Below are 18960 nucleotides of genomic sequence, written 5' to 3' on the forward strand. Positions count from 1 at the left end.
AAAGAACTACTTTTCTTTTAAAGTAGTTCTTTTGTTATCACAATGTTATTTTAGTAAGTAAGTACTTCAGGACCATCTTCAGTTATTAAAACAGTATATTCCCATTGAGCTGATGGATATCCATCTTCAGTAAGTGCAGTCCAATCATTATCTTCATCTATAAATATATGTTTAGTTCCCATATTAACCATTGGTTCTATTGTAAATACCATTCCAGGAACCAATAATAGTCCAGTGCCTTTAGTTCCAACATGAGCAACAAATGGATCTTCGTGGAATTCTAATCCGACTCCATGACCACCAAATTCTCTTACTATAGAGTATCCATTTTTAGTTGCATGTTCATTTATTACAGCTCCAATATCACCAAGAGTTGCATATGGTTGTGCAGCTTTTAATCCTAAATCTAAGCATTCTTTAGTTACTGTAACTAGCTTGTGTAGGTCTTCGTGCACATTACCTATTTCAAACATTCTAGATGCATCAGAGAAATATCCGTTATATATTGTTGAAACATCAACATTAATAATGTCTCCATCTTCAAGTATTATGTTTTCATCAGGAATACCATGACAGACTTCATCATTTATAGATGTGCAACATGATTTTGGAAAGCCTTCATAGTTAAGTGGGGCTGGAATAGCTCCTTGAGAAACAGTAAAGTCATGTACAAGTTTATCAATTTCAGCAGTTGACATGCCTGCCTTTATATTTTGTGCAACTAAATCTAATACAGCAGTATTGATTTTTGCACTTGCTTTTATACCTTCTATTTGTTCTGGTGTCTTTATATAGCTATGGTCAGGTACCATAAATCCTTTTAATCTGTAAGATTCTAATTTTTCGTCAAAAGCCATGTGGCACTTCTTGTATTTTTTACCGCTGCCACACCAACAGACATCATTTCTACCTAAATTCATTTTTATTATTATCTCCCTTCAAGTATATATAAAATATTATATATCTATTGATATTAATTAGGCAAATTATTAATAAGTAAGTATTTCATAACCTGTTTCAGTAATAAGTATGGTATGTTCAACTTGAGCTGATGGTAAGCCATCTTTTGTAGTAACTGTCCAACCATTTTTAGGATCAACCTTAACATACCTTTTACCCATATTAACCATTGGTTCAATTGTAAAAGTCATACCTGGAACAAGTAACATTCCAGTTCCTTTTTTGCCTACATGATGAACATCTGGTAGATCATGAAACTTCTTACCTACACCATGTCCTATGAATTCACGTACAATTGTGTATCCATTTTCTTTGGCATGCTTATATATTACTTCTCCTATATCACCAATAAATCCCCAAGGTTTACATTCATTTATTCCTAGTTCAAGACATTCCTTGGTAACCTTAACTAACTTCTTAACTTCCTCTGGTACATTGCCAATCATAAAAGTTCTAGAAGCATCAGAATAATATCCTTCATAGATTGTAGATACATCAACATTAATAATATCTCCATCCTTTAATATAATATTCTTATTAGGAATTCCATGACACACTTCATTATTAATTGAGGTACAAACACTTTTAGGAAAACCTCCATAATTAAGTGGTGCGGGAATTGCACCATTTGAAATAGTTGTGTTATGTACTATTTCATTGATTTCTTCAGTAGACATACCTTCTTTTATATTAGCAGCAACTGTGTCTAGTACTAGAGTATTTATCTTAGAACTTTTTCTTATACCAGCTATATCTTCAGGGGTATTTATTAGTCTAGCAGGTGGAACTACGTGTCCTAATTTTTTATAATATAATATTTTATCTTTTATATCTTTGTCTAAATTATTGTATAAGTTATTAACCTTCATAAAATTTCACATCCTTAATAGCACTAGTAATATTATAATACAAATCATCATAAATTGTATAATAAAATCTAAATTGTAGATATGCAATTATTATCATTAAATGCATATTCTATTTTAGAGAATATTAGCTAAGAGGTGTAGCTTTTGAAAAAAGAAAAAATGGATTGTATAGATTGTGGTACTGAATATTGTCCTTGCAAACTCGCAGAATCAGGAGAGTGTATTATATGTTCTCAGCTTCAAGGAGAATGTTTTTGTGATTGTTTAAACTGGAAAGGTGTATGTATACTTCAAGAATTCTACAATAATGGAAATAAGGCTAAAGAAGGGAGAAAAACATATAACTGTAGAGTTAATTACAAAGAAGAGATAGAAAAAGGATTAACAGTTTTAAAGTTTAAGGCACCTCACAAATTAGTATTAGACTTAAATAAGCCAGGCAGTTTTTTATTTATTAGGACTGATAATAATAAGTTTTTTGACATACCAATATCAATAATGGATTCAGATCCGGAGAGCGATACTATAACTGTTGTGGTAGAAATAAGAGGAGTTAAAACAAAACGAATTAATAATATAATTGAAGGAGAAAACATAGAAATAAGAGGACCATATTTTAATGGAGTATTCGGATTAGATAATATATATAAATCACATAATAAGAATGTATTAGTATTAGCAAGAGGAATAGGTATGGCACCAATGCTGCCAGTTATAAAAAAATTAATATCTAATGAAAACGAAGTAGATGTTTATGTTGATACAGCACCTTTTGCAGTTAATTATAGCAAAGATTATCTAAATAGATATGATTTATCTCTCAAGGAAACTAATTTACTGACAAAAGGTCAATTATCAGAAGAAGGTAGATTTATTATATCTAATTCTATTAAAGACAAAGGTATATCACTTATACATTTAGCTGGAGCAGATATCTTGACTTATAGTGTTATTGAATATTTAGATGAAATAGGCAGAAAAGATATATTATTGTCATGTTGTAACAATTTCAAGATGTGTTGTGGAGAAGGTGTATGTGGAGCATGTACTGCTAGATTCTCAGGACATAGAGTTAAGCGATTCTGTAAAATGCAACAAGATCCAAGAAGTATATTTGAAGGGAGAAGATTCATATGAAAATTGTTATAGTTGGTGGCGGATGGTCAGGTGTTGCAGCTGCTATTAGTGCAAAAAAAGCTGGAGCAGAAGTTCATTTATATGAGAAAACAGACCTTTTATTAGGATTGGGAAATGTAGGCGGAATAATGAGAAACAATGGAAGATATACAGCTACAGAAGAACTTATTGCATTAGGTGGAGGGGATCTTTTTAATTTAACTGATAAACATTCAACTCACAAGAATATATCCTTCCCAGGACATGAACATGCTTTTTTATATAATGTAAATACTATAGAAGGTGTTGTAAGAGATTATTTAGTTAATATGGGGGTACATCTCCATATGGAAAGTAGAGTAAGAGATGTTAAAGTGATTAAGCATAGAATTCAGGGAATATATTTAGCTGATGATACTTATGTAGAAGGGGATGTATTCATAGAGACAACAGGAACAACAGGACCTATGGGAAATTGTTTAAGATATGGTAACGGATGTTCAATGTGTATATTAAGATGTCCTGCATTTGGGCCAAGAATAAGTATAAGTGAAAGATGTGGTGTGCCTGATTTACAAGGTGAAAGGGCAGGAGATGGTTTAGGGGCATTTTCAGGATCTTGTAAATTATCTAAAGAAAGTTTATCAGATTCAATTCGACAAGAATTAGATGAAAAAGGGGTTGTTGTACTTAAGATTCCAGAAGAGGATGTTAATTATGATAAATTGAAATCTAAGGTATGTCAACAATATGCATTAAAGGAATTTGCAGAGAATATAGTTCTGTTAGATACAGGCCATGCGAAATTAATGACTACTTATTATCCATTAGAAAAACTACGTAAGATAAAAGGATTAGAGCATGCAAAATATATAGATCCATATGCAGGTAGTAAAGGCAATTCAATAAGATACTTATCAGTTGCACCTAGAACTAATGATCTAAAGGTAATTGGAGTAGATAATTTATTCTGTGGTGGTGAAAAATCGGGACTTTTTGTAGGGCATACAGAAGCAATTTGGTCTAAATTGACATCTTTTTAAGTTACTAATATCGTCAATTAGTTTTTTTTTACATTAAATTTCAGATGAAATTTCTTACCATCATAAATAATAGATTCTAATAAATCATTTAATGCTATTTTTTTAGTATCAAAATCTAAATCATCATAAACACTATTAAAATTATCAAGTCTATTAATAATATTCATTATTTCAGCTTGAGTTAATACTATTTCAGATTGTTTATCTACTGCAATAGATTTTTTCTTTTCTAAATATTTAATCTTATCTTTTAATGATTTAATTTCAGTTAATATAATTTTAGAAACTTCTTCATCATCTATTAATGATAATTTGGATAATAATTTTTTGATAGAATCATTAGTAGTATTTATATCATTATCTATATTTGAAATTCCCATATCATCCTCTATTTTTTTAGATTCATTTAGAACATCTGTTAATGATTTAATTAAAGTATCTTTATTATAGGTTTTAAGATATTCAATTAATTTATTTTCTAACAATTCTCCATTAATATTTTTAGCATTACATCTAGATCCTGAAGAATTAACTTTCATAGTACAAAGATAATAATGTGACTTAGTACCATCTTTTCTAGGTCTACCATATCTAACTTGCATACCAGCTCCACATTTACATTTTAATAAACCAGTTAATAATGCTTGTTTAGATTTACCTATACTTGGAGCTTTCTCACTATTAGATTTAATTATTTGTTGGACTTCTAACCAAGTATCTGCATCAATAACACCTTTATGTGCAGCAGTGGCAATTATTTTTTCATCATCTTTAGCATATCTTAATAATCCGTTTCCGTTAGCTTTGCCACACACTTCATAACCTTCGTTTTTAAGATATGAAAATACATTATCATTAGATTTTACGTATACTGGATTTTGTAATATAACATTAATGGCAGATTTATCTATATTGCCACCATTTTTACCTTTAAAATTATTAATTAATGACCATTTACCAACTTGAGATAATGATTTTTCTTCAATATATTTTTTATATATTAATTTAACAATTTTAAGTTCTTCAGTATTTGGTTTTAATTTTGTTACAGATCTTTCTTTTCCACTTTCATCTATATAATATTCTCTAGTACCATTATATCCAAGGGGACATTGACCGCCAAGCCATCTACCCATTTTAGCAAGAGTATACATATTGTCTTTAACACGTTCAGCAAGCTGTTCACGCTCTAGTTGTGCAAGACTAGCTAATATACCTATAATAGCTCTACCAAAGCTAGTGGAACTATCAAATCCTTCTGTAGCACTATAAATAACACATCCTAAATCTTCACACATTTGCATAGTGTTATGAATATCTCTAGCATTTCTACCAAGTCTATTAAGTTGATATATAACTACTTTATCAATTTCTTTATTTTTAATTTTTTGAAGCATGTCTTGATATCTAGGTCTATTTTCATTTTTACCTGAAAATCCTTCATCAATAAATATTTCTACATCATCTGGAGTAACTTCAAATTTGAATTGAATAAATTGTTTACATTTTAAAATCTGATTTTCTATAGATTCACCTTTACCAGTAAATTTACTTTTTCTGCTATAAATTGCTATTTTATTCATGCTTTTACCTCCATTTTGACTTATGACTTATAACGTGACTTAAAACTCGTAAGTCACCCTCTAAGCATTGATATTACTAGGTTTAATGTGAAATTTCACACAAAAAAGTGACTTATAATATATATAAATTCTTATATTATATACTATTTATTTTTTTTATTTAGTTTATATAAAAGAAGTTAAAAAAATGTAAGACACGTAAGTCACAAGTGCTTTAATACGTTGGTATCACTTGCTTAATAGGTGTCTTACGAGTGACTTTTTTTGACTTTTTTGACTTACGCATTATTTTATTATTTTTAAATGACTTTGAATTTTATATACATCTTCTTCAGTAGAATTAAGTTTGTGCTTTACAAAACCAAGGTCTGTTTTAATATCATCTATTTGACTTGAAATTCCTTCAGCAATATCTTTGGACACTAGATTGCTTATATCAGAAGTAAGCTCATCAAATCTTTTATTCATAGTATTTTCTAGATTATCTACTTTGTTCTCTAAATTATCTACCTTAGTTTCCACATTATCAATCCTATTATTGATAGAAGAAAAACCTTCTTTCATTTCAGTATACATTTTAGTTATAAGATCTATTAAATCATTATTATTTTCCATAAAATCAACTCCTATTTGATAATTTTTAAATGGTCTTGAATAACAAATACATCTTCCTCGGTATCTTGTACCTTGCGTTTAACAAATCTAATATCTTGCTTAATTGATTGAATATTACCAGTTGTAGTGGTAGTAAATTCAGTTAAGTTGGCAGTTTGGTCAAATACTCCATCAAGTTTCTTTTCCATTCTTTGTTGACCATCTTTTAATGTATTAATATCGCTTTTCATAGAAGTAATATCATCTTGCATTGATGTAATATCATTTTTCATAGAAGTAACATCACTTTGTATTAATTTCAATAATTCTAATATTTCATTATCCATCTATATCAACTCCTTTAGCTATGTACTAATTTAATTTCACCATATGTTTTGCCTATGATATATCAAGAACTCTGTTAAATTATTAAGTTCTTTAATGGAGTTCTCATGTGCAATAGCATTTTCTTCGCCAGCACCATATCTAATATGATATAGTTCGTGTAATAGTTTCTTTAAATTATATTCAAGTGAATATCTTGAATTGAGTATTATTAAATTTTGGTTATTCTTGCAAAGACTAGCCCCAGTAAATGAAACATCTAAGTCTCGAAACACAATTCTTAAATCTCCACTTTGGGTTTGCTTAATTGCATAGTTTAGCATATCATCCAAAGCCTCATCCCCTTATAATGTATTAATCTTGTGTTTCATCCTCGAAAGTTTCTATTATCTTTAGGAGCTGCTTTTTAGCAGTATCATTTAAATTTTCATATTTAGAAAAAAATAATTTATCTTGTTCTGTATATTTATTAATCTTATCTTCAGCTTTTTGTAGTTCGGTATCAGTATCCAAACCTAGTAAGTAATCTAAAGATATATCAAAAAACCTTGCTAATATTCTCGCATATTCCATAGATGGCTCAGCTTTATCGTTTTCCCATCTTGATATCATAGATTTTGAGGGATTTACACCGTATGATTTTAGTCTATCTGCCATTTCATCCATTGTTAATCCTGTCTTTTCTCTTAACTCTTTTATTATTGTTCCAGTTGTTTTCAATTTATATCCCTCCTTTTTTTTTTTGAACTAATTAGATTATATCATATAATTGTAATAATTCCAAATACGGAACAAAAAATTCAAATATATTTCAAAAAGTTGTTGACATAGGAACAAAAGAGTATTAATATTAAACTTGTAAAGTTGCTAAAAAGGAACAAAGGAGGTGCGAAATGGCGGGATATCCAAAAGTAAAGGGATATCTAGTTGAACATGGTATAAAACAAAAAGATGTTGCAAAATTACTAGGAATAACAATAACTACAGTCAATAACAAGCTTAATGGAGTTGGTGATTTTTCAATGGAAGAAGTTAGAATTATGTGCAGAAAACTAGGTATCAATAGTGAATTTTTTTTTACACACAATGTTCCTAAAAAGGAACTAAAAACACGCGAGAAAGGAGATGAAATCAATGAGTTCTGAAGAGTATTTAATAAATCGCATAAAACAACTTGAAGTTGAAAACATATTATTGAAAAATCAAGTTAAAGAGCTTAAGAGAAATACATTTGGTTGGGACAATTTGCTTCATTTAATAAATGATAAATTGAAAATTCTTAATTTAAAAGAAAATAGACCATATGGAAATTTTGAAGGAAAATTAACAGATTCAATAAGTCAAATAATAAGAATAACTTTTAATTTGAAATTTATTAAAAATTTAGATTCTGAACATTATGATAAAGCTAAAGAAATTACTGAAACAGTTCTGAATTTTGCTATTGATAATTTTGTTAAAGATGAATTTTGGGCATCAAAATTTAGAAAGGAGAATGATTAAAAATGTTTCTTAAGATATTGTTTATAACCATTTTAATAATAACAGTAGTACTAAGTTTTACATTCTATTGCTCAACTTTGGGATTGCTTTATTATTTAGCAGATAAGCACAATGATTATTTATCATCAAAAAAAGCCCAAGAACTTACTTCAATGGCTATGAAGAAAACCATTAAAGAGTTCTTTGGGGAAAATTAATATCCGAGTTGTTTGTTAATTATTTGGTTTAATACACCGGTTGATATTTTAACTAATACATCAAGAGAAGTTGAACCAATTTTACTTGCAACTGATTTAACATCATTCCAAATGCTATCTGCACGCACATTAGCAAGGAATTCATGACCAGTTGGAGATAGAAAACTTGCTGAACACGAATCGTCTTTATACCATTTTACATTGAATAACAAATTAGACAGTTCACACTGCTTAAGGTGATATAGGACTTCGTCAATGCTGTATTTTTTCAATAATTCGTAGTCGTTGTGTTTATCACAACATGGGTGACTTTCGTTATAAAAAAGAAAATGATTTCTTAAATCGGTTTCTAGTTCTACAGTTAGTAAGATATCTCTAATACAATCAGGATTTAATTTCATAAAAACACCACCTTTCTTATCAAATTTCAGCTCGCAAAGCTGATAAGTAAATTATAGGTGGGAAATCATAACAAATCAAATAAGGAGGAAAAATTAATGAGATATTATATCGGAAATAAAGAAAGAATAGGATTGGATTTTTATTGTGACATAGCTATAAACATTGTTGATAAAAGAAAAAAATTAAATTTAACTCAAGGAGAATTAGCTAAAAAATCAGGAATAAATTTGAATAGATTACGTAACATTGAAAATGTTAAAACTCGTATAAAGCTTATTGAAATTGAAAGTATTGCAAGAGTATTAGATGTAACTGTAAATAATTTAATAAACGCACAATTAGATACGCAAGTTACAGATACATTAGGTAATATACGTGATTGCTTATATACCATTTGTATTGGAGAAGAAGAAAAAGATATTTTTAAAATATACCAAGAAGCTACTAGTAAAAGAATGGCTTTATTAAAACTTGAACAAAAAGTTAACGCTATTGGAAGTTCGCTTTTTAGTAATGCTAGAAGTAGATGTATTGTCGAATTAGTTGGCGTACCTATGACTAATCAAGAATTAAAAGATAAACTTCCAAAATATAAAGAAGATTTAGAAGCAGAATAAGGGAGGAATAAAAATGTTTCTCAAGATACTAGGAGGGAATAAATGAATAATCAAATTGAAATTTTTAAGAGTGAAGAATTTGGAGAAGTTAGAACTTTGGTAATTAATAATGAACCTTATTTTGTAGGAAGAGATGTTGCTGAAATTTTAGGTTACGATAAAGCATATTCGGATGTAATAAAACAACATTGCGATGAAGAAGATTATTATTTACTTGATAAAACTCATCACCAAAATGGGGTTGAGTTAGATTATAAACAATTAGGGCAACGTGGTGGTTATTTAATTAATGAATCTGGACTTTATAGTTTAATTTTATCTTCAAAATTACCAACTGCAAAGAAATTCAAAAGATGGGTAACTTCAGAGGTGTTACCTTCTATCAGAAAACACGGAACTTATATGACAGAAGACACATTAGAAAAAGCCTTAACTAGTCCAGATTTTCTTATAAAGCTAGCAACTGAATTAAAAACAGAAAAAGAGCAAAGGCAAGCTTTAGAAGAAGAAAAGAAGGTTAATGCTCCGAAAGTTATATTTGCAGATGCAGTAAGCACAAGTAAGACAAGTATTTTAGTAGGAGAATTAGCAAAGATATTAAAACAAAATGGTGTACAAACTGGTCAGAATAAATTGTTTGCGTGGCTTAGAGATAATAAATATTTAATTAAAAGATCAGGTAATGATTACAATATGCCTACTCAAAAATCAATGGAACTTGGTTTATTTGAAATAAAAGAAACTTCAATTACTCATTCAGACGGGCATGTAACAGTTACTAAAACACCAAAAGTTACAGGTAAAGGTCAACAATATTTTATCAATAAATTTTTAAATAAATAAAAATAAGTTTTCTGAATAAATTAAGAAAGATTAAAAATGTACAAGCACAAAGACATATAAATAAGAATAATCTAATTATTATGGGAGGGATTTTAAATGAAACAAGATTTTGAATTTGTTATTGATGTTCCACCAGATGATTATTGTATTGAAAAATTTAACATTACATTGGCACGTGGACTTATAAAAAAGTACGGTGTTGAAAATATTAAAAAAATTTTAGAAACAATTGAAAAGCAGGCTGAATAGCCTTAAATTAATCAACTTAACATAAGGAAGTGATAAATATGAAAGAAGGTATTATCGCAGGAGAAATAGTTTTTGTAATTGAAATAGCTGCAATGATTATTGTAGATATTAGATTAAAAAAACGTATAAGAGAAGAAGAAGGTGAATAATAATGCTATTTATGGAAGAAGTAGAGAAAGAACGTTTTATGAAACGTATTAGAGCAGAACGTAAAAGGAAAGAATATCAAAGAAAGTTAATATTTAAAGCTAAGGTACTTAGTGCAATATTAATAATTTTATTAGCGGTAATAGGAGTAATGATATGAATTGTATAAATTTATTACCACATCAAAAAGAAGCCTTACAACTTACAAAATCACATAATAAAACAGCATATTATTATGATATGGGTTTAGGAAAGACATTTATTGGATCAGAAAAATTAAAAGCACTCAATGCCAAACACAATTTGATAATCTGCCAAAAATCAAAAATACAAGATTGGTATGAGCACTTTAAAAATTATTACTCACAGTATAACACTAAAATTTATAAAAATGCAAATGATTTAAAAGCTGATGTAATAATTATCAATTATGACCTTGTATGGAGAAGATCAGAATTATTAAATTTAAAAGATCTTACGTTGATGCTTGATGAATCATCATATATAAAAAATGAAAAATCTAAGAGATCAAAATTTATTCTTAAGATGAAACCAACTAATGTGATTTTACTATCTGGTACACCTTGTAGTGGAAAATATGAAGAATTATATAGTCAGTGTAAATTACTTGGATGGAACATTTCAAAGAAAGCATTTTGGGACACTTACATTAAAACTAAAAACATGGAACTTAATGGTTTTAAGATTCCAATAGTAATTGGCTATAAAAATGTAGATAGACTAAAAGATAAGTTAAGAGAGCATGGAGCTATATTTAAGAAAACTGAAGAAGTTTTAACACTTCCAGAGCAGATAGATAACATAATAAAAGTTAATTGTATTCCGGCTTATAAGAAGTTTAAGAAGAATAGGCTTGTAACTATATGTGGTGTTGAGCTTGTTGGAGATACAACGCTTACTAATATGCTTTATCAAAGACAGTTAGCTGCTATGTATAACAAGAATAAATATGAAGTATTACAAGACTTACTTACTAGTACAGAAGATAGATTATTAATATTTTATAACTTTGATTATGAATTAAAAGAAATCAAGAAAATGTGTGAGAAATTAGATAAACCAACATCCGTTGTAAATGGAAAAACCAAGGATTTACGCAACTATGAAAATAAAGATAATAGTATAACATTACTTCAATATCAAGCTGGGGCCATGGGATTAAATCTTCAGTTAAGTAATAAGATTATATATTTCAGTTTACCACTTAGTTCAGAGTTATTTGAACAGAGTAAGAAGAGAACTCATAGAATGGGACAGAAGAAGACTTGCATTTATTATTACTTAATTACTGAAGGCACTATAGAAGAAAAGATATTTAATATATTAGGACAACGTAGGGATTTTACAAATAAGTTGTTTGAGGAGGAAAACTAAAGATGGAAAATTTAAAAACAGTAGAAGAATATAGTCAAGAAATGACTAGGAGGGAATTTGACAGATTTACTGAAGATAATGAGTTATGTCCTAGACATTTTGGATTAAATGATACTTTCGTTGATGATAAATGTTCAATAACAATGTGTAAAGAGTGTTATGATAAAGCACTTGTGGGCATTAAATTTAAAGAATCATTGCTAGTGTTACCAGAGGAAAATATGCCAGTAATAGAACAAATACAAAATTTAGAGATTAAGGCTAAGGAAATAAAAGAGAAGGAAGAAGAATTAAAAGCAATTTTATTAAAAGCTATGGAAGATAACAATATAAAAAAATGGGAAAATGATGTATTAACAATTAGTTATATAGCTCCAACTATTAGAAATAGCATTGATAGTACTAAATTAAAAAAAGATATGCCAGAAGTTGCTGAGAAATATACTAAAACTTCAAATGTTAAATCGAGTATAAGAATTAAATTAAAGGAGAGTAAATAATGGAGACAGGCTACACAATAGATTTTATTGAAAACAATGATGTTATTTATAAAAGTTTATTAGAAAATGGTTTTTTACCAGTAGAGGATGAAGAACACTATGGCAGCAGAGAAACAATTTGAAAATAAGATAAAAAAATTTTTAGATGGATTACCTAATACTTATTATTTTAAATATTGGGCTGGTCCATATAGTAAGTCAGGAATACCTGATATTATCGCATGTATTAATGGACATTTTGTAGGAATAGAAGTAAAGGCAGAGACTGGACATCCTAGTGAGCTACAGAAACGCAATATAAGGCTTATACAGAGTGCTAAAGGTTATGCTCGTATAGTTTATCCTAAAGATTTTGAAAGCCTTAAAAATGAACTTAATGAGTTATTAAAGTAGTTATTTAAATTATATATGGTAAGAGCGTCAATAAAATAACTACTTTATATATAAATAAATTTTATTAGGGAGGAATAAACAAATGACAAAAGAAAAGTGGAATGAACTTGCAGATGAGTTAATTGACAACATATTAAATGTTAAGGAACAAATAAAAAATTTACAAGATGAATTAGATTCAGACAAAAGTGAATTAGTAGACTTACTTGAAGAACATGGCCAAACAGAATATAAAGGTCCAAATGGAAAAGCTAATTTTGTAGATTTTCAAAGAGAAGGGCTTGTTAAAGACGCAGTCGTAGAAACTGTAGATGATGTGAATAAAGGTAAAATAAACAAAATTAATATGAAAGATTTAACTAAGGAAATTAAAGTAACTTTTATCAATGTAAGGGGGAACTTATAGATGATAAAAGTAGAGAAAGTTAAAGACAACTTATTAGTAAGCTTTGATTATGATGCTGATATAGTTGATAAAATAAAATCTTTACCAACTAGAAAATATATAGCTGATATGAAATCATGGCAAATACCACAACATGAAATTAAAGATTTAATAAAGCTATTTGGGGATGATTTAGATATAGCTGAAGATGTAGATGTTAATTATGAAAAACCTAAATATGATTTTAAAACAGAATTAGATACTATTACTACACCACAACTTAAGGCGTTTGCTAAATGGTGTTTAGATGTGTTACCAGATTATTTTTATAAAGTACCTGCATCAAGTACTGGTAAATATCATCCTAAGTATGCTTTGGGTGATGGTGGATTAGTAAGACATACAATTGCTGCAGTTAGAATAGCAAATGAATTATTTAATAACCATACTATTCAAAACTTCACAGATGAAGAAAAAGACATAATAAGAGTTGCTCTATTAATACATGATGGAGTTAAACAAGGTGTTGATGGTACTGGTCATACAACAACTACGCACCCTTTAGAAGTAGTTGAGTATATAGAAGATAAGTATTACGAAGTACCTGAAGAAACACTTCCAGATGAAGTACTAGACCTTATGGAAGATAGATATCTTTGGGAAGACATAAGTAATTGTATTAAGTCTCATATGGGTGAATGGAATACGGACTATAAAACTAAAGAAGAAGTACTTCCAAAGCCTAAAACTGAAATGCAGAAATTTACTCACTTATGTGATTACTTAGCAAGTCGTAAAATGCTAGAAGTTAATTTTGATGTGGAAGGGTGATTAAATGAGATATAGTCACTCAAGAGTAGAATGTCATAATAATTGCCCTTATCAATATAAATTACGTTATGTGGACCATATTAAGACTATTTCAGCACCAGAGTCTAATGATGCATTAATATGTGGTAACACAATTCATAAAGGTGCTGAAACAAATTTAAAGACAGCCATAGAGTTCTATTACAGTAATTATCCAATAATAAATGATAATCACATAAATGAGGTCATAAAGTTTGAACATTTAATACCTAAAATTCATGAGATATTAGCTGATGTTAATGTTTATAAGAAAGAATTTAAAGTTAATACACCTAGATTTATTGGAATAGTTGATTTGATTACTAAAAATGATGATGGTTCAGTTGATGTATTTGATTATAAGTACAGTAATAATTATGAGCATTATAACCAGTCACCACAACTTCACTTATATAAATACTTCCTGGAGCAAATAGGATTTAAAGTTAGAAAGTTAGGATTTATATTTATTCCTAAGATTTCTATAAGGCAGAAACAAGAAGAAAATTTATATCAGTTTAGGAGACGATTAACTGAAGAATTAAAAAATTCAAAAATAAAGATTATGGAAGTTCAATATAATGCGGAAAAAGTAGCTAAATGGATGAATGACATAATAAATATTACTGAAGATGATGAATTTAAGAAAAATCCAACTAATTTATGTGGTTGGTGTGAATACCAAGAATATTGTTTAAAAGGAGAAGATTATATGTTATTACCAAAGAATGAAAGAAGAGAAAAGAAAATTGATAAAAATCCTGATTTATGGATTTATGCGCAAAGTTATGTAGGGAAAAGTACTTTTATAGATCAATATGATGATTTATTATTTCTAAATACTGATGGAAATACAGATAATACAACATCACCAGTAATACCAATTAAAGATGAAATAACTGTTACTGGTAGAATTACTAATAAAAAATTTGCATGGGAAGTATTTAAAGAAGCAATATCAGAACTTGAAAAGAAAGATAATGATTTTAAGAGAGTTGCTTTAGATTTAATTGAAGATCTATGGGAACATTGTAGATTATACATGTATGATAAAAATGGCTGGGAACATGAATCAGATGGTGGTTATGGAAAAGGCTGGGACATGATAAGAACTGAGTTCTTAAGTACCATGAAGAGATTAAAAGCATTAGGATATCAAATAATTTATATAAGTAAAGAAGTTGCTACAGAAGTAACTTTTAAAAATGGAACTAAATATACAACTTATAAACCGAATATAAATGATAAAGTTGCAAATGTATTAGCTGGTACAGTTGATTTAACAGTTAGAGCTTATGTAGATGGTGATAAAAGATATATTCAATTATCTAAAGATGAAAATGTATTTGGTGGAGGAAGATTTAACTTTACTGAAAAGAAATGTGAATTACACATGGAAGATTTCACTAGAGCATTAGTTGAAGCTCAACAGCTAGTTGGAAATGTTACTGATAAAGTGGATGAGTCTAAGCCTGAAAAAACAAGTAGAAGAAGTAGAAATAAAGTTGAAGAACCTAAAGAAGCTACTAATGAACCTCAAACTGATGATGTACAAGCTCCAGTTGAAGAAAATCAAGAAGATGATGAAGAAAAGTCTAAAGATGAAAAACCAGTAGAACCTAAAGAGGAAGAAAAACCTCGTACAAGAAGAACTAGAAGATCTGCAAGAGAAGAATAGTTAATTAGGTATGAGGGAGCCTTTAAAATCCCTCAAATAATCTAAAGATAAAATGGAGGAATTAATAATATGGCAAAAGAAATATGGGAAGAATTTGATGAAAAAATTGATACTGAAGGATTAGCAAAGGATGCTAAAGAAGCAGCAGAAAATGGTGGTAATTTTGAAACAGTACCACATGGAACATATGAAGTAGAAGTAAATAAGATGGAACTTAAAAAGTCTAAAAAGGGAGATCCAATGTTAAGCATATGGTTCAAGATAATTAATGGACCACATAAAGGAAGTTTAATTTTCTATAATCAAGTTCTTACAACTGGATTTGGATTGCACAATGCAAATGAAATGTTAAGATCTCTTGATTCAGGAGTTGAGATAGAATTTGTAAACTTTAAACAATATCACAATATGATTTTAGATGTTTATGAAGCAGTTAACGGACAACTTGAATATGCACTTAAGTATACTGAGAATGCTAAAAATAAAGATTTTAGTGACTATGAAATAACAGACGTGTTTGATGTTGAATAAATAATTATGGAGAGTGTAAAAGCTCTCCTATTTTAGAAAGTGAGTAACTTATGGATAAAATAAAAAGAATACCTAGCAAGATAGAAATAAAAGAATTTTTAATAACTTTTGATTATGAAACATGGAAGAGCCGTAAAAGGAAAACAGATCAGAGAAGGATAAAAAGTTTTGATTCAGAAAATGCAAAGAAACTATTCAAGAATTGGTCAAAAACAGTAAGAACAATGTCTAATGTAACAATCCTAGACATTAAAGAATTAGAAGAAAATAAACAAGAAATTGTTTTATAGTAACAAAAGTTCAATTCAATCAAATCCTCTGTAAACAGAGGTTGTCTAGTAATAAATAAATTAGCCATTTGTTTATTATCGAAAAAGCTATGAGTAAAGATGTAAAACGCACTCACTGGGGAGTACGCTCCGAAAGTTATAAATTAAGCCAGTAAAGTCACTCATGAAGAAACTTAATACCGTTTCCTAAATAGATCAGGCAATTTGATTTATTTAGGTGATTGGATTGAATAACAATGAATTAAAAATGCTACAAAGCTTACCTTTAAATGTAAAGGTGGGAAAAAGTATTTTAAGGATAAAAGAGTTTACAAGCTATTATGGAATTGATGGTGTGTATGTAAGTTTTAGTGGTGGTAAGGATAGTTCAGTTTTATTAGATATTGTATGTAAATTTTGTGTTCTTTATGGATATAAAAAGGTTTATGTAGCTTTTAGTGATACTGGATTGGAATTCCCAGAGTTAAAACAATTTGTAGGTAATTATGTTAAGTATCTAAGTCTTAAACATAAGATAGATGTAATTTTAGATAGAGTAAGACCTAATATGAGTTTTAAGCAAGTAGTAAGTAAATATGGTTATCCTGTAATAAGTAAAAAAGTTAGCAGATCACTACATGATTTACAAAACCCTACAGAAAGAAACAAAAACATAAGGAATTTATATTTAACTGGTATTACATCTGTGGGTAGAGAATGTAAAAGTAGAAAACTTGCAAAGAAGTATTATCCGTTAATTAATGCGGATTTTAGAATACACAACAGATGTTGTGACAAGATGAAAAAAGAGCCATTACACAAGTATGAGAAAGACACAAATAGAAAACCTATTATAGGAATGTTAGCAGAAGAAGGTGAAGAACGTAAAAAAGCTTATATGCAACATGGTTGCATAAATTGGAAAAAGGAAAGCTGTAATCCATTAGGGTTTTGGAAAGAACAAGATGTGTTGCAATATATATGGAAAAATAAAATACCGGTAGCATCAATATACGGAGAATTAATAATAATAGATGGTAAATTTAAATTTACTGGCGAACAAAGAACTGGGTGTATTTTCTGTATGTATGGATGCCATTTAGAAAAAGGTGAAAATAGAAGATTTATAAGGTTATCTAAGACACACCCACAATTATATAACTATTGCATTAATGGTGGTGAATATGACGAAGAAGGCAAGTGGGTACCAAGTAATAAAGGTTTGGGCTTGGGGCATGTTTTAGATCAAATAAATGTTGATTATACAGAAGGTGATTAAAATGAAAGATTATTTAAATTCAGATGAACGTAAAGAATTAATTACTATATTACACTTAATGAGTTCAGCACAACATTTAATTGATGGTAATACATTAACAAATGTTGAAAAAGGAAATATGAAAAGAGGTTTTAGTTTTACTAAAAATGCGATTGAAAGTTTAAAAGAAAGATTAAATGAAGTAGCACAAAAAGCATTTGCTAAAGATGCTAAAAAATCAACAGTTTATGTAGATATATATGGAGCAAGGGAAGAATTTGCTAAAAAAAAGAAAACAGAAATTGATGCTGCATATGAAGAAAATAAAGATTATTACAGATTAATTGAATTAATTTTATATTACAACTGCAGGAATTGTGAAAAGCATTGTACTGAATGTGAAATTTACAAAGAGTTTGAGGAACATTGTATACCAGAGTTCTCAGGTGCAAAAAACACTGGAGAATGTAGATATAGTTATAAAGAAGGTGATTAATTTTGAGACATTGGACTAAAGAAGAAACAGAGTATCTTGAAAATAACTGGGGAGTAATTTCTATCCCTGGTATTGCAAAGAAATTGAATAGAACCATTAATTCTATAAGACTTAAAGCTAATAAAATGGGATTAGGAAACTTTGTGAATCAAGGTGATTATGTAACATTTAATCAACTTATAAGTGTGATTGGATATAAAGGAGCATACAGTTATTTAGAAAAAAGATTAAGAAAATTACATTTTCCAATTAAAACTAAAAAAGTAGTTAACCAAAGAATAAAAATAGTTTATCTAGATGAATTTTGGGAATGGTCGGAAAAAAATAAACAAAGTATTAACTTTGCGAATTTCGAAAAGAATTCTCTAGGACTTGAACCTGCTTGGGTCAATGAAAAGAGAGAAATTGATAGAAAAAACTCAAGTAAATTAAATCACAATAGAAAATGGACAAAAGCCGATGATAATTTGTTAATCACATTAACAAAGAGTTACAAGTACACATATGAAGATTTAAAAAATCGTCTCAACAGAACTGAAAATGCAATAAAAAGAAGACTTTATACTTTAAAAGTACCTTATAGACCTGTACCAAGAAATAATCACACAAAGTGGACAGAAGAGGAAAACAGACAACTTGTTGAACTTTATAACAAAGGATATGATTCAAATGCAATATCTCAAATTCTTAACAAATCCCAATTGAGCATTAGCGACAGATTAAAGAAGGTGAATTAAC

Annotated in this window: 28 protein-coding genes and 1 pseudogene; 21 read left to right on the plus strand and 8 right to left on the minus strand. The window is 28.7% G+C overall.

Translation table 11 applies throughout. The annotated features are described in order from the left end of the window. Positions 1–50: 50 nt before the first annotated feature. Together KQI77_RS02205 and map are read right to left on the minus strand one after the other, a co-directional pair. Positions 51–920, minus strand: coding sequence for a methionyl aminopeptidase (locus tag KQI77_RS02205; protein WP_216387917.1), 870 nt, complete (start codon positions 918–920; stop codon positions 51–53). A gap of 69 nt (positions 921–989) precedes the next feature. Further along, positions 990–1829, minus strand: a complete 840-nt coding sequence (gene map / locus KQI77_RS02210) for a type I methionyl aminopeptidase (protein WP_216387920.1) — start codon at positions 1827–1829, stop codon at positions 990–992. Between the two features lie 144 nt (positions 1830–1973). Here map and KQI77_RS02215 point away from each other — a divergent pair, with 144 nt between their 5' ends. Both KQI77_RS02215 and KQI77_RS02220 read left to right on the plus strand, forming a co-directional pair. After that, positions 1974–2966, plus strand: coding sequence for a sulfide/dihydroorotate dehydrogenase-like FAD/NAD-binding protein (locus tag KQI77_RS02215; protein ID WP_216387923.1), 993 nt, complete (start codon positions 1974–1976; stop codon positions 2964–2966). Next, positions 2963–3964: pseudogene (locus KQI77_RS02220) on the plus strand (FAD-dependent oxidoreductase); the annotation flags it as partial. The gene KQI77_RS02215 and the pseudogene KQI77_RS02220, both read left to right, overlap by 4 nt. Before the next feature lie 41 nt (positions 3965–4005). Here the strand turns inward: KQI77_RS02220 and KQI77_RS02225 are convergent. The 5 genes from KQI77_RS02225 to KQI77_RS02245 form a co-directional block, all read right to left on the minus strand. Next, entirely contained in the window at positions 4006–5571 is a 1566-nt protein-coding gene (locus tag KQI77_RS02225) for a recombinase family protein (RefSeq protein WP_216387926.1), read from the minus strand. A 285-nt stretch (positions 5572–5856) separates the two neighbouring features. Then, positions 5857–6186 (minus strand): hypothetical protein, encoded by a 330-nt coding sequence (locus KQI77_RS02230; protein WP_216387929.1) that lies wholly within the window; start codon positions 6184–6186, stop codon positions 5857–5859. Positions 6187–6197: 11 nt separating this feature from the next. Then, positions 6198–6512 (minus strand): hypothetical protein, encoded by a 315-nt coding sequence (locus tag KQI77_RS02235; protein WP_216387932.1) that lies wholly within the window; start codon positions 6510–6512, stop codon positions 6198–6200. A 36-nt stretch (positions 6513–6548) separates the two neighbouring features. After that, positions 6549–6842, minus strand: a complete 294-nt coding sequence (locus KQI77_RS02240; protein ID WP_216387935.1) for a hypothetical protein — start codon at positions 6840–6842, stop codon at positions 6549–6551. 22 nt (positions 6843–6864) lie between these two features. After that, complete coding sequence (locus KQI77_RS02245) at positions 6865–7230, minus strand: helix-turn-helix domain-containing protein (RefSeq protein WP_216387938.1); 366 nt, start codon at positions 7228–7230, stop codon at positions 6865–6867. A 173-nt stretch (positions 7231–7403) separates the two neighbouring features. Between KQI77_RS02245 and KQI77_RS02250 the strand changes: the two genes are divergently transcribed. Genes KQI77_RS02250 through KQI77_RS02260 form a run of 3 tightly spaced genes read left to right on the plus strand, consistent with a single transcriptional unit; the run spans position 7404 to position 8210 of the window. Next, on the plus strand, positions 7404–7655 hold the full coding sequence (locus KQI77_RS02250; protein WP_216387941.1) for a helix-turn-helix transcriptional regulator: 252 nt from the start codon (positions 7404–7406) through the stop codon (positions 7653–7655). Further along, complete coding sequence (locus KQI77_RS02255; protein ID WP_216387944.1) at positions 7645–8013, plus strand: hypothetical protein; 369 nt, start codon at positions 7645–7647, stop codon at positions 8011–8013. The genes KQI77_RS02250 and KQI77_RS02255 overlap by 11 nt, the downstream gene beginning before the upstream one ends. 2 nt (positions 8014–8015) lie before the next feature. Beyond that, positions 8016–8210, plus strand: a complete 195-nt coding sequence (locus KQI77_RS02260; RefSeq protein WP_216387947.1) for a hypothetical protein — start codon at positions 8016–8018, stop codon at positions 8208–8210. On the opposite strand, the gene KQI77_RS02265 is transcribed toward KQI77_RS02260, so the two are convergent. After that, positions 8207–8611: a DUF2513 domain-containing protein gene (locus KQI77_RS02265; protein ID WP_216387950.1), complete on the minus strand. Its 405-nt coding sequence runs from the start codon at positions 8609–8611 to the stop codon at positions 8207–8209. The two genes, KQI77_RS02260 and KQI77_RS02265, sit on opposite strands and share 4 nt — an antisense overlap. A 96-nt stretch (positions 8612–8707) precedes the next feature. Here KQI77_RS02265 and KQI77_RS02270 point away from each other — a divergent pair, with 96 nt between their 5' ends. The 16 genes from KQI77_RS02270 (at position 8708) to KQI77_RS02340 (ending at position 18959) form a co-directional block, all read left to right on the plus strand. Continuing rightward, the gene (locus KQI77_RS02270; protein WP_216387953.1) at positions 8708–9229 is read left to right on the plus strand and encodes a helix-turn-helix domain-containing protein; all 522 of its coding nucleotides are present in this window, start codon (positions 8708–8710) and stop codon (positions 9227–9229) included. 42 nt (positions 9230–9271) lie between these two features. Beyond that, positions 9272–10072, plus strand: coding sequence for a phage antirepressor KilAC domain-containing protein (locus KQI77_RS02275; protein ID WP_216387955.1), 801 nt, complete (start codon positions 9272–9274; stop codon positions 10070–10072). A gap of 96 nt (positions 10073–10168) precedes the next feature. Then, a complete protein-coding gene (locus KQI77_RS02280) occupies positions 10169–10321 on the plus strand; it encodes a hypothetical protein (RefSeq protein WP_216387957.1) in 153 nt (50 codons plus the stop codon). A 151-nt stretch (positions 10322–10472) separates the two neighbouring features. Beyond that, positions 10473–10628 (plus strand): hypothetical protein, encoded by a 156-nt coding sequence (locus tag KQI77_RS02285; RefSeq protein ID WP_216387959.1) that lies wholly within the window; start codon positions 10473–10475, stop codon positions 10626–10628. Then, positions 10625–11863: a DEAD/DEAH box helicase gene (locus KQI77_RS02290; RefSeq protein WP_216387961.1), complete on the plus strand. Its 1239-nt coding sequence runs from the start codon at positions 10625–10627 to the stop codon at positions 11861–11863. The genes KQI77_RS02285 and KQI77_RS02290 overlap by 4 nt, the downstream gene beginning before the upstream one ends. Before the next feature lie 2 nt (positions 11864–11865). Next, positions 11866–12363, plus strand: coding sequence for a hypothetical protein (locus tag KQI77_RS02295; protein ID WP_216387963.1), 498 nt, complete (start codon positions 11866–11868; stop codon positions 12361–12363). Beyond that, complete coding sequence (locus KQI77_RS13140; protein ID WP_301281670.1) at positions 12363–12485, plus strand: hypothetical protein; 123 nt, start codon at positions 12363–12365, stop codon at positions 12483–12485. Before KQI77_RS02295 ends, KQI77_RS13140 begins: the two co-directional genes overlap by 1 nt. Beyond that, positions 12463–12756, plus strand: coding sequence for a VRR-NUC domain-containing protein (locus KQI77_RS02300; protein ID WP_216387964.1), 294 nt, complete (start codon positions 12463–12465; stop codon positions 12754–12756). The genes KQI77_RS13140 and KQI77_RS02300 overlap by 23 nt, the downstream gene beginning before the upstream one ends. 82 nt (positions 12757–12838) lie before the next feature. Then, positions 12839–13162, plus strand: a complete 324-nt coding sequence (locus KQI77_RS02305) for a hypothetical protein (RefSeq protein WP_216387966.1) — start codon at positions 12839–12841, stop codon at positions 13160–13162. After that, complete coding sequence (locus KQI77_RS02310; RefSeq protein ID WP_253289307.1) at positions 13163–13972, plus strand: HD domain-containing protein; 810 nt, start codon at positions 13163–13165, stop codon at positions 13970–13972. A 4-nt stretch (positions 13973–13976) separates the two neighbouring features. Beyond that, positions 13977–15668 (plus strand): AAA family ATPase, encoded by a 1692-nt coding sequence (locus KQI77_RS02315; RefSeq protein ID WP_216387968.1) that lies wholly within the window; start codon positions 13977–13979, stop codon positions 15666–15668. Between the two features lie 69 nt (positions 15669–15737). Then, the gene (locus KQI77_RS02320; RefSeq protein WP_216387970.1) at positions 15738–16199 is read left to right on the plus strand and encodes a DUF669 domain-containing protein; all 462 of its coding nucleotides are present in this window, start codon (positions 15738–15740) and stop codon (positions 16197–16199) included. Between the two features lie 50 nt (positions 16200–16249). Further along, entirely contained in the window at positions 16250–16489 is a 240-nt protein-coding gene (locus tag KQI77_RS02325) for a hypothetical protein (protein ID WP_216387972.1), read from the plus strand. A gap of 226 nt (positions 16490–16715) precedes the next feature. Beyond that, complete coding sequence (locus tag KQI77_RS02330; RefSeq protein ID WP_216387974.1) at positions 16716–17747, plus strand: phosphoadenosine phosphosulfate reductase family protein; 1032 nt, start codon at positions 16716–16718, stop codon at positions 17745–17747. A 1-nt stretch (position 17748) separates the two neighbouring features. Further along, a complete protein-coding gene (locus KQI77_RS02335) occupies positions 17749–18222 on the plus strand; it encodes a DUF5651 domain-containing protein (protein ID WP_216387976.1) in 474 nt (157 codons plus the stop codon). 2 nt (positions 18223–18224) lie between these two features. Continuing rightward, positions 18225–18959, plus strand: coding sequence for a hypothetical protein (locus KQI77_RS02340; protein ID WP_216387978.1), 735 nt, complete (start codon positions 18225–18227; stop codon positions 18957–18959). Position 18960: the final 1 nt, after the last annotated feature.

The sequence above is a fragment of the Clostridium sp. MSJ-8 genome, assembly GCF_018918325.1.
Lineage (GTDB): Bacteria > Bacillota > Clostridia > Clostridiales > Clostridiaceae > Clostridium.

Coding starts and splice junctions, on each gene's coding strand:
- KQI77_RS02205 (WP_216387917.1), bottom strand. CDS start 920: ATGAATTTAGGTAGAAATGATGTCTGTTGGTGTGGCAGCGGTAAAAAA.
- map (WP_216387920.1), bottom strand. CDS start 1,829: ATGAAGGTTAATAACTTATACAATAATTTAGACAAAGATATAAAAGAT.
- KQI77_RS02225 (WP_216387926.1), bottom strand. CDS start 5,571: ATGAATAAAATAGCAATTTATAGCAGAAAAAGTAAATTTACTGGTAAA.
- KQI77_RS02230 (WP_216387929.1), bottom strand. CDS start 6,186: ATGGAAAATAATAATGATTTAATAGATCTTATAACTAAAATGTATACT.
- KQI77_RS02235 (WP_216387932.1), bottom strand. CDS start 6,512: ATGGATAATGAAATATTAGAATTATTGAAATTAATACAAAGTGATGTT.
- KQI77_RS02250 (WP_216387941.1), top strand. CDS start 7,404: ATGGCGGGATATCCAAAAGTAAAGGGATATCTAGTTGAACATGGTATA.
- KQI77_RS02255 (WP_216387944.1), top strand. CDS start 7,645: ATGAGTTCTGAAGAGTATTTAATAAATCGCATAAAACAACTTGAAGTT.
- KQI77_RS02260 (WP_216387947.1), top strand. CDS start 8,016: ATGTTTCTTAAGATATTGTTTATAACCATTTTAATAATAACAGTAGTA.
- KQI77_RS02265 (WP_216387950.1), bottom strand. CDS start 8,611: ATGAAATTAAATCCTGATTGTATTAGAGATATCTTACTAACTGTAGAA.
- KQI77_RS02270 (WP_216387953.1), top strand. CDS start 8,708: ATGAGATATTATATCGGAAATAAAGAAAGAATAGGATTGGATTTTTAT.
- KQI77_RS02275 (WP_216387955.1), top strand. CDS start 9,272: ATGAATAATCAAATTGAAATTTTTAAGAGTGAAGAATTTGGAGAAGTT.
- KQI77_RS02280 (WP_216387957.1), top strand. CDS start 10,169: ATGAAACAAGATTTTGAATTTGTTATTGATGTTCCACCAGATGATTAT.
- KQI77_RS02285 (WP_216387959.1), top strand. CDS start 10,473: ATGCTATTTATGGAAGAAGTAGAGAAAGAACGTTTTATGAAACGTATT.
- KQI77_RS02290 (WP_216387961.1), top strand. CDS start 10,625: ATGAATTGTATAAATTTATTACCACATCAAAAAGAAGCCTTACAACTT.
- KQI77_RS02295 (WP_216387963.1), top strand. CDS start 11,866: ATGGAAAATTTAAAAACAGTAGAAGAATATAGTCAAGAAATGACTAGG.
- KQI77_RS13140 (WP_301281670.1), top strand. CDS start 12,363: ATGGAGACAGGCTACACAATAGATTTTATTGAAAACAATGATGTTATT.
- KQI77_RS02300 (WP_216387964.1), top strand. CDS start 12,463: ATGGCAGCAGAGAAACAATTTGAAAATAAGATAAAAAAATTTTTAGAT.
- KQI77_RS02305 (WP_216387966.1), top strand. CDS start 12,839: ATGACAAAAGAAAAGTGGAATGAACTTGCAGATGAGTTAATTGACAAC.
- KQI77_RS02310 (WP_253289307.1), top strand. CDS start 13,163: ATGATAAAAGTAGAGAAAGTTAAAGACAACTTATTAGTAAGCTTTGAT.
- KQI77_RS02315 (WP_216387968.1), top strand. CDS start 13,977: ATGAGATATAGTCACTCAAGAGTAGAATGTCATAATAATTGCCCTTAT.
- KQI77_RS02320 (WP_216387970.1), top strand. CDS start 15,738: ATGGCAAAAGAAATATGGGAAGAATTTGATGAAAAAATTGATACTGAA.
- KQI77_RS02325 (WP_216387972.1), top strand. CDS start 16,250: ATGGATAAAATAAAAAGAATACCTAGCAAGATAGAAATAAAAGAATTT.
- KQI77_RS02335 (WP_216387976.1), top strand. CDS start 17,749: ATGAAAGATTATTTAAATTCAGATGAACGTAAAGAATTAATTACTATA.